This window comes from Nonomuraea solani, assembly GCF_900108335.1.
GTDB classification, from domain to species: Bacteria; Actinomycetota; Actinomycetes; order Streptosporangiales; family Streptosporangiaceae; genus Nonomuraea; species Nonomuraea solani.
The window spans coordinates 1-8,846 of record NZ_FNVT01000061.1; the positions used below are offsets into that span (position 1 = coordinate 1).

Below are 8,846 nucleotides of genomic sequence, written 5' to 3' on the forward strand. Positions count from 1 at the left end.
GGTTGGGCGGACAGGAGGGTCTGGGTCCAGCCGTCGGGGTCGATGGCGCCTTGGCCGCTGAGGTCGTCGTCTCGGCCGTCGTAGGGGTTGGCGTCGACGTAGCCGTGCAGGGATCCCTCGGGGCGGTGGCCGTAGTAGACGCCTCCGCCGGGTGAGATCAGGTGGTCGAAGACTTGCCAGGTGGCGTCGCGCAACTGGTAGCGCTGCCAGGAGTCGGCGCCGTTGATCTTGTAGGAGATCAGTTGTCCGGCGGTGGTGGTGCCCAGGATCCAGTCCGGCCCGGTCGTCGTGAGCGTCTTCAGGGCGAAGCCGCTGCCGATGAGGGTGTTGCCGGTGATGTCGGCCAGGATGGGCTTGGTTTTGGTGAGGTTGTAGCGGCGGAGCACACCGTTGGCGATGCCGTACAGGTGGCTCTTGCCGTCATAGGCCAGCAACTCGTGGGTGTAGCCGGTGCCGAGCAGTATCGGTGGTTGGAAAGTGACGGTGTCTCGGTTGGAGATGATGTCGACCCGATACAGCTTGCCGCCGGAGTTGTCCTCGGTGACCAGCAGGGTGTTGTAGTCGAGCGTGGCCATCGCCTTGGGCTTGAACCCCAAGGTGGCGGTCGAAACCTCGGCGCCACGGGTTCGCTTCGCGGTCGCGGCGTCGATCTCGGTGTAGGTCACCTGCCCGTTCGGCAGCACCCCGTACACCGACGCGGGCCCCTCAGGGGAACGTGACGGGCAGTTGAAGCTTTCGACGTTGCGCCAGGTCCTGGAGTTCGATTGACCGTAGGTGACACCGTTGAAGGTCGGCTTGATCCGCTCGGAGCCGGCGAACCCCCAAGAGGCGTCCCCGTCACCGTTGGCGTCGTAGGCGAGTTCGAAGTGCAGGTGCGGGTGACCGTTGGACTCCCCTCCGGTCTTGCCGACCTTGCCGATCACCGTTCCCTGCTGCACCCTGTCTCCGGCCGAGACGCCACGGGACTGCAGATGGATGTACGTGGTGAAGTAGCCGCCACCGTGATCGATCTGTACGACGTTGCCGCCGTTCTCGTGGTAAAAGGCCTTGTCCACCCTCCCGGCGGCCGCGGCGACCAAGGTGGCGCCCTCGGTGCCGTGCTGGTCGGGCTCCTTCACCATGTCGAGGGCGGGGGCGTGGCCCCAGGTGTCCAGCCGCCACTTCTGCCCGCAGGAGAAGGGGAGCTGGAGGTTCGGTGCGGCTGCGGCTGCGGTGGCGGCTGCGGTGGCGGTGGTCGAGGTCGCGGCCAGGCCGCCGGCCACGGTCGTGAGGAGCAGGGCACTGCTGGCTAAGCGTCTTTTGAGCACGTCGTTCCGTTCCGTTTCACAGGGGGTTCGGAGAAAGGCCCGACACGCGGAGGGATCTCTCGTCGTGCCGGGTCGGTGCGTACTCGAAAGTAACTTTCGGCGGTATATCGGCGGTATATCCGAACGACCGCGGAGCGGTGGCGCGCCGTTCAAGGAGGAATGGACGTCCGCCTCGTCGACGCCGGGGCAGGACGACCTGGTGCGGCTGACGGTCTCGCGGCCGCGGAGCCAGCGGGACTCCCGGTACGGTCGGCGCGCGCTTCGGCGTCTCCATCGAGGCCATCCGCCGCCGCCTCGGCCACACCTCCACCGAGACCACCCAGCCGTATGCGCTACTCGATGACAAGATCCCAGACGCCGAAATCCGCGCTGCCCGCCGACACCGAGATCAGCCAGCCCGTCACACCTGACGCCTACCGCCCGGCGACCCTGGATCAAGGAGCCACAAGATCAACGCCGTTTGGGGCTCATGACACGTTTGTGAAGTCAGGCATCGAGGGCCAGGCCACGCTGGAGGGCCTCGGAAGGCGCCCGGGGTCCTCCGGCGGCTGTCGGTTGTTCGGTCAGCTGACGGTGGCGGGTTGGGCGGACAGAAGGGTTTGGGTCCAGCCTTCGGTGCCGACGGCGCTCTGGCTGCTGAGGTCGTCACCTTGGCCGTCGTAGGGGTTCTGGTCAACGTAGCGGAGGAGGGAGCCGTCGCTCCGGTGCCCGTAGTACACGCCCCCGCCGGGCGACAGGAGGTGGTCGAAGACCTGCCAGGTGGCGTCGCGAAGCTCGTACCTCCGCCAGGAGCCGGGACCGTTGATCTGGTAAGAGATCAGCTTGCCGTCAGCCGTTGTGCCGAGAATCCAGCCGGGGCCGGTCGCGGTCAGGGTCTTGAGGGTGAAGCCGTCGCCGATGGCGGAGCCGCCGCTGATGTTGTCGATCGTCGGCTTGACCGCATTGACGGTGTAGCGGCGCAGGGTCCCGTCGGCGATGCCGAACAGGTGGCCGTTGCCGTCGTAGGCGAGGAGGTCGTGGGTGAAACCGCTGCCGAGATAGACCGGCTTCTCGAAGATGAGGCTGTCACGATTGCTCCGGACATCGACCCGGTAGAGCCGGCCCTCCGGCCCCTTCTCGGTGACCAGAAGGGTATTGAAGTCCAGCGTCGCCATCGCCTTGGGAATGAAACCCAGAGTGGTCGTGGACACAAAGGCGCCACGCGTGCGCTGTCCGGTAGCGGCATCAATGGCGGTGTAGGTCAACTTCCCGTCCGGCATCGCCCCGTAAACCGAGGCGCTCTCCACGGAGGAGGAGGCGGGGTTCTGCGCGTGGGTGAGGGTTTCCCAGCCCAGGAAGTGCGACGGCCCCATGGGGCGTTTCTGCTCGACCCACTTGGCGGCGTTGGGGAAGTCGTTGTAGCCGAGGCGGTTGTGGAGGGCGTTGTAGGCGACTTCGTAGTGGTTGCCGAGGTCGCGTTTGACCTCTCCGCCGCAGAGCCAGGTCGGGACCGTCCCACCGAGTTGGATCTTGGCGTGCAGGTCCATCGCGCGGCGCAGCCGGTGTTTGGCCGTGGCGTACAGGTCGACGCCCTGGTGGTGGGCGGTCTCGGCGACGTGGGAGATGGCCGCCAGACCCCAGCCGGTGTGCCAGAAGTCGCGGCAGGTCTCCTGGGTCAGGCCGTCCACGAACTTGGTCTGGTCGTACCAGTAGTCGATGATCTCGGCTTTGGTGTTGACCGTGCTGCCGGGCGGCGCCTTGGGGATCGAGCCGTCGGTGGTGAGGTAGATGTAGGCGGGTAGCCTGCCGCGCCAGGTCGCGATCGCCTTGTTGAAGGAGGCGCGGTCGTCGAGGTGGACGGCGATGCCGATGGCGGCATCGGTCATGATCAGTTCCCAGTTGCCGTTGTTGTCCGGCCGCCCGGCGATCAGGGTCGGGAGGTACACGGTGCGCAGTTTGCCGGCGAAGCGGGCGGCCTGGCTCCAGCCGCCGTAGGTGTGCTTGATGAGCTCGGCGGCGCGAGAGAAGTTGGCCCCCGCCCAGCCGGTCTGCAGCGGTGCGTTGCTCCCGGTGTGCTTGGTGATCACAGCCGACCAGGCGTCCATGATCTGGATCGCCTTCTTGGCGTAGCGGGAATCCTTGGTCAGGTACCACTGCAGGGCGTGCGTGTAGGCCGCCATGGCGTCCTCGCGCTCGTCCGAGCAGCCATTGTCGGGAATGGAATTCCCGCCGCAGTTCACGTCGGCGCGGGGCGCGGCCGTGTAGGACAGCGAGGCGTAGGAGTGGCGTTGCAGTTTACTCCAGGCGGTTCGCCACGGCTCCTTGTCCAGATTGGCTCTGACGAAGTCGAGTTGAGCCCGGCTGACCAGGACCCCAGGATGCTTGAACACTGCAGCCTGCGCGGATTGCGGAACAGCTAACGCGGCGGCCACGAGCATTACGGCAGCAACAGGACGAGCGAGACGCACGGGATTCCTTTCCCAAAGGGAGTTGGAGGACAAAGAAACGGCGGAGCCGGGGCCTACAGGTGGTCGGAGTCAGCCGGCCTTGGAGATGACGAAGGCGTTCGGGGCGGGCCTTCCAGCGGGTGGCCGGCGTTCGCGGCCCTGACTCCCTGGGCCAAGCTCATGAGCGCCTTGGCCATGGCATCGGGGCGCTGGCGCGACGCATGGAGCAGGTGCACGACACCGATCCACAACCACGGCCTGCCGCCAGAACGGCTCGATGGCCTGGGGCAGCCCTTTCTGGCCATCGCAGACCACCGATCGCCCAGGCCGCGACGTGGCGGGCGATCTCACGCATGCTTGTGATCACTTTCTCCCTGTGACGGCGGCACCTGACCAACGGCGGACGCGGCAGTTCTGCGGAGGGCTAAGGCTGACCGTGCCGATTACAGGAGCGCCGACCCGGTTCGTTCCTCACCTTGCTCATGCGCCTCTGCGGACGCGGAGCGATGGTAATTCAGCCTGGTATGTCGGCGGTATGTCGTCGCTTTCGCGCAGGTGGGTCGTGTGTTCAAGCCCCACCCGCCCTACTCTTCGATACCGCGTTCGACCTGGGTTTCTCGGTTCTCGCCGGCCTCGGATCGCGTTGTTGATCATGGCTGGTTGCTCCCTGCTGTCTCTCGGCGTCCCTTCGCCTGCCCTCGACGACGCGTTCCTCGTCCACCAGCGCCCCGCAGTACGCGCACCTGCTCTCGACGACAACACAGGTCGTGGCCTGTGGCTGGTAGACATGCTCGCCAACGCATTCGAACCAGGGCGAGACCCGCGGATCTGTATGGTTCCAGCTGATCGAACGCGAGATCGACAACCGGACAGGCGCCCCGAGCGCCGGTCGACCGAACTCGCCCATCCCACCGACGCCGCGCATACCGCAGTATGCTTGCTTCATGGCGGACACGACGCGCATCACGGTGACCCTGCCAAATGACCAGGTCGCCGAGCTCAGGAAGCTCACCGACAACATCTCCGGCTATGTCGCCGAGGCGGTGGCACGCCAGCTGCGGCACCAGCTTCTCAGCGCCGAGCTGATGCGCCACCAGGAGGAACATGGGGAGTTCACCGACGAGGAGCTGGTCGAGGCCCACACCCGGATCTTCGGCGAGGCGAACCCCGGCAGTTCGGCAGGCGCGGCGTGATCGAACACGTCGAAACCGTCGTTCTGGATTCCCAGGGGCTCTCCGCCTGGATCGCACAAGACCGCAAAGTCCTTGCGATGTTTCACGTCTTCCACACCATGGGCGCCGATCTGGTGATCGGCGCCAACACCATCGTGGAGGTCGGCCACACGCGCGTGAACATGCCCCGGATGCAGTCGGTCCTTTCCAGCGTCAAGATCGAGCCCGTGACCGAACGCGCGGCGAAGGCGTCCGCTGATCTGCTCAGAACGGCCGGTTTGCACGGCCACAAATACGCTATCGACGCGACAGTCGCCGAAATGGCGCTCCGGCAGCCCGGTCCTGTCGCCATGCTCACCTCGGACATCGATGACATGGCTCGATTGTGCGGTCACCATGTCCGGCTCATCGGCATCTGAGTGCGTAAAGGGCCCGGAGCATCGCGATGCCCCGGAATGGCTGGCTCACTGCTTCTGGGAGAGTTACGACGTCCTGGAGAAGCCAGTCAAAGCCGGCGTTCACAAGGCGATGGCGACGTTCCAGGCTCTCACCATCGCCGAACCGTACGCGGACAAGGACCTGTACCTGCAGTCGGCAGACCCGCGGATGCGCACCATCCGCGTCACCGACAACTGGCGCGGCATCGTCCTGGCGCCGGACGACGGCAGCGACACCTTCCTCCTGGTGAACGTCGTACCGCACCATGACGCCTATACCTAGAACGGCGGTCATGCGAACGCCCAGCTCAGCAACAGTATCCGCGCTATGGCACCGCACACCCCCGCCTGACGCGCCGCCCGTCACGCTGCCGGTCGTCTCGTCCATCGCGTGGTCACGCTCTCGTGCCGGGCTCGACGCGGAGCCTGACGCTGGGCCGGGACGCCGGCCCCGCGGATCGCGGTGACCTGGCGTACCCGTCATGAACACGTCCAGGTCATCCAGCGCGACGGCGGCGCCGGCCTGCTGGGCGACATCCAGCCGCCCCAGGTTCGGGCGGCGCTTGACGACGCGGGCGGTCATCAGCCGATGTGATGGCTTGTGCGCCAGACGCCCCTTTCCCGGCCGCCGGCGCAGGCATGTGCTGGAAGGATGACAACCCAGATCCCCTACCTCGCGGGCAACTTCGCCCCGGTCCGTGATGAGCTCACGTCCTTCGACCTGCCGATCACCGGCTCGCTCCCGCGCGAACTCAACGGCCGCCTGCTCCGGGACGGGCCCAATCCGATCGTCCCCGATGCCGCCGCCTACCACTGGATCCTCGAGGACGGCATGGTGCACGCCATCGAACTGCGTGACGGGCGAGCCTTGTCCTACCGCAACCGCTGGGTACGTACCGACCAGGCGTGCGCGAAGCTCGGCGAGCAACCACCGGCCGGTCAGCCGGACGATGTCTTTCCCGTGGGCACGGCCAACACCAACCTGATCAGCCACGGCGGCCGCATTCTCGCGCTCTACGAGGCATGCCTGCCCACGCAGATCACCGCCGAGCTGGACACGGTCGGCCGCTACGATTTCGCCGGACGGCTGCGGAGCGCGATGACCGCGCACCCCAAGGTCGACCCCGACACCGGCGAGCTGTTCTTCTTCGGTGTGGCCATCACCGGGCCGCCCTGGCTGCGCCTGCACGTCGCCGACCCGCAGGGCAACCTCGTACGCAGCGATGACATCGACGTGCGCGGACCGTCCATGATGCACGACTTCGCCGTCACCCGGCGCCACATCCTCTTCCTCGACCTGCCCGTCGTCTACGACCCCCGGCTGCTGGGCGCCGGCCGCCTGGCCGCCCGCTGGACCCCCGAGTACGGGTCGCGGGTGGGAGTGATGCCGCGTGAGGGCGGCCCGGTGCGCTGGTTCGAGGTTGAGACGTGCTACGTCTTCCACACCCTCAACGCGTACGACGACGGCGACGACATCGTGGTCGACGTCGTACGGCATCCCACCATGTTCGCCCAGGACGCCTACGGCATCGCCGACCAGCCGCCCACCCTCGACCGCTGGCGCATCGACACCGTCGCCGGCAAGGTGGCCGAGACCCGTCTGGACGACCATTCACAAGAGTTCCCGCGCATCGACGACCGGCGTCTGGGCCGCCCCAACCGATACGGCTACGCCGCGATGGCGCCGATCCAGCCGGGGCATCTCAGCTTCGGCGGCCTGATCAAGCACGACCTGCACCAAGGAAGCGCCGTGGTGAACCCGCTCGGACCGGGGAACGCCGCCGGCGAACCGATCTTCGTGAGCGCCGACGACGGCGAGGACGACGGCTGGGTCCTGTCCGTCGTGTACGACGCCGCCCGAGACGGCAGCGACCTGGTGATCTGCGACGCCGGCCGGTTCGCCGCCGACCCGGTCGCGCGTGTACATCTGCCGCAACGGGTGCCGTACAACTTCCATGGCTGCTGGCTGCCGCGAGACGAGTGACCCCGAGCCCGCTCGGCATTGATCGGTATGCAACCCGCTACAAGAACCGCGACCTACGAGAGGGCGCTGAAATGCCCGGAGCCTTTGCCGGCCCGACACCCCGGCAGGAGACTTACCCTGATCACTCTTCCTGCCGGACGGAGGATCAACCATGGCGTGGCGGACCTATGTCGCGCTCGGCGACAGCCTGAGCGCGGGACGCGGCGACACCGACCTCGACGGCGCGCGCAACGGCTGGGCCAGGCGACTGGCCGCCCTGCTGACCAAGCGCACCGGCATGACCTGCCACTTCACCAACCTGGCCAGGGACGGCGCCATTGCTCGCGACGTCATCGACGAGCAACTCCCCGCGCTTCCGGCCGTCGACCTGATCAGCCTGACCATCGGGATGAACGACGTCCAGCTCCCCGCCTTCTCCTTCAAGGAGTTCGCGAGCGAGCTCGACCAGATCTTCCCGGCGCTCGCCGAGACCAGAGCAACGATCCTGGCCATTACCCTGCCCGACATCGCCCATCTGCTGAGCATGCCGCCAGAGCTCGTGCCGATCGCCAAAGACCGCATGCGCCAGGCCAGTGACGCCATCAGAGAGCACGCCGCGGCCGAACACGTCGTATTGCTGGACGCCTGGCGGGAGCCGGAGGTCCGCGACCTTGCGCTGTACAACGACGACCGCATGCGCCACCCCAACGCCAAGGGCCACCAGCTCATCGCGACCCGCCTCGCCGACCTGCTCACCGAAAGATGAGTCCGGCGCTACCGGCCCGCGATCGGACGTGAGGCACACCCCGTCCTGACCGAGACACTGCGCCTGCCGAAAACCGCATCCATGCACGTCAAGCAGGCTGCCGTGAGGGGGCAAACGGCACATAGTGGTGATGGTCAAGCACACCACACACCAGACCTCGCAGCTTGCCTCCTAAGCCCCTGGGATGTCTTTGAAGCGTCACGCATATGTTTTCCTCAACATTTCCCGGGCTCGAAGCCTGAAAGCCCGCCTATCCCTGCCCGGTGGGGAAGCTTCCCTGTATGGATTCACCTCAGGAGCGCCTGCTGCGGTTAGTGCCTGCGACCTTGGCGAGGGTGGCCGCGTGGTGCGCGTGCCTGATCGTGATCGGCATCGTGGCCAACTTCGTGTTCGGTTTCGTGGCGACGATGCGCATCGTCGCCCTGCCGGTGGCGGTCGCCCTGCTGCTGACCGCGCTGCTGTTCCCGCTCACCCGACGCCTGCGCGCGTCGGGCCTGCCGACGATCTACGCCACCTGGCTCACCATGCTCGTCGCCCTCGCCGCACTGGGCGGGACGGGCTGGATCATCGGCGTCCGGGCCAACGAGGAGTTCCCCGGCCTGGTGACACAGGTCAGGCAGACGGCCAAGACCGTGGAAGGCTGGCTCTACACCGGCCCACTGCACCTGGAACCCATCCAGCTCAGCCGCTGGGTCGACGAGATCGCCCAGTTCGTCACCGAGCGGCAGCAACAGATCACCTCGACGGTTCTCGCGGGCACCGTCGTGGTGGTCGA

The 8,846-nt window shown here is 66.8% G+C and carries 9 protein-coding genes and 1 pseudogene; 7 read left to right on the plus strand and 3 right to left on the minus strand.

What is annotated here, in order from left to right; all coding sequences use genetic code 11:
* The 3 genes and pseudogenes from C4V41_RS60335 to C4V41_RS66490 all read right to left on the minus strand — a co-directional run.
* Positions 1-1,307: M23 family metallopeptidase (locus tag C4V41_RS60335; RefSeq protein WP_146104303.1), on the minus strand; the 1,307-nt coding region annotated here is incomplete at its 3' end.
* 563 nt (positions 1,308-1,870) lie between these two features.
* Positions 1,871-3,676, minus strand: a complete 1,806-nt coding sequence (locus C4V41_RS60345; protein ID WP_200825058.1) for an alginate lyase family protein — start codon at positions 3,674-3,676, stop codon at positions 1,871-1,873.
* A gap of 239 nt (positions 3,677-3,915) precedes the next feature.
* A pseudogene (locus C4V41_RS66490) lies at positions 3,916-4,048 on the minus strand (IS256 family transposase); the annotation flags it as partial.
* Positions 4,049-4,677: 629 nt separating this feature from the next.
* Between C4V41_RS66490 and C4V41_RS60350 the strand changes: the two are divergent.
* From C4V41_RS60350 to C4V41_RS60375, 7 genes are all read left to right on the plus strand, one after another.
* Positions 4,678-4,926 carry a type II toxin-antitoxin system CcdA family antitoxin gene (locus tag C4V41_RS60350; protein WP_103965000.1) on the plus strand — a complete coding sequence of 83 codons (249 nt, stop codon included), beginning with the start codon at positions 4,678-4,680 and terminating at the stop codon, positions 4,924-4,926.
* Positions 4,923-5,324, plus strand: coding sequence for a PIN domain-containing protein (locus C4V41_RS60355; RefSeq protein WP_103965001.1), 402 nt, complete (start codon positions 4,923-4,925; stop codon positions 5,322-5,324). Before C4V41_RS60350 ends, C4V41_RS60355 begins: the two co-directional genes overlap by 4 nt.
* A gap of 109 nt (positions 5,325-5,433) precedes the next feature.
* Entirely contained in the window at positions 5,434-5,625 is a 192-nt protein-coding gene (locus tag C4V41_RS60360; RefSeq protein WP_200825059.1) for a hypothetical protein, read from the plus strand.
* A gap of 180 nt (positions 5,626-5,805) precedes the next feature.
* Complete coding sequence (locus C4V41_RS65755) at positions 5,806-5,937, plus strand: hypothetical protein (protein ID WP_268809000.1); 132 nt, start codon at positions 5,806-5,808, stop codon at positions 5,935-5,937.
* A gap of 57 nt (positions 5,938-5,994) precedes the next feature.
* The gene (locus tag C4V41_RS60365) at positions 5,995-7,326 is read left to right on the plus strand and encodes a carotenoid oxygenase family protein (RefSeq protein WP_103965002.1); all 1,332 of its coding nucleotides are present in this window, start codon (positions 5,995-5,997) and stop codon (positions 7,324-7,326) included.
* Between the two features lie 151 nt (positions 7,327-7,477).
* Positions 7,478-8,071: an SGNH/GDSL hydrolase family protein gene (locus C4V41_RS60370; RefSeq protein WP_103965003.1), complete on the plus strand. Its 594-nt coding sequence runs from the start codon at positions 7,478-7,480 to the stop codon at positions 8,069-8,071.
* Between the two features lie 335 nt (positions 8,072-8,406).
* The coding region (locus tag C4V41_RS60375; RefSeq protein WP_235031110.1) for an AI-2E family transporter at positions 8,407-8,846 on the plus strand (440 nt) is incomplete at its 3' end.

What these genes read in the sequence shown, in the direction of transcription:
- C4V41_RS60365 (WP_103965002.1), top strand. Translation starts at nt 5,995, where the DNA reads ATGACAACCCAGATCCCCTACCTCGCGGGCAACTTCGCCCCGGTCCGT.
- C4V41_RS60360 (WP_200825059.1), top strand. Translation starts at nt 5,434, where the DNA reads ATGGCGACGTTCCAGGCTCTCACCATCGCCGAACCGTACGCGGACAAG.
- C4V41_RS60370 (WP_103965003.1), top strand. Translation starts at nt 7,478, where the DNA reads ATGGCGTGGCGGACCTATGTCGCGCTCGGCGACAGCCTGAGCGCGGGA.
- C4V41_RS60350 (WP_103965000.1), top strand. Translation starts at nt 4,678, where the DNA reads ATGGCGGACACGACGCGCATCACGGTGACCCTGCCAAATGACCAGGTC.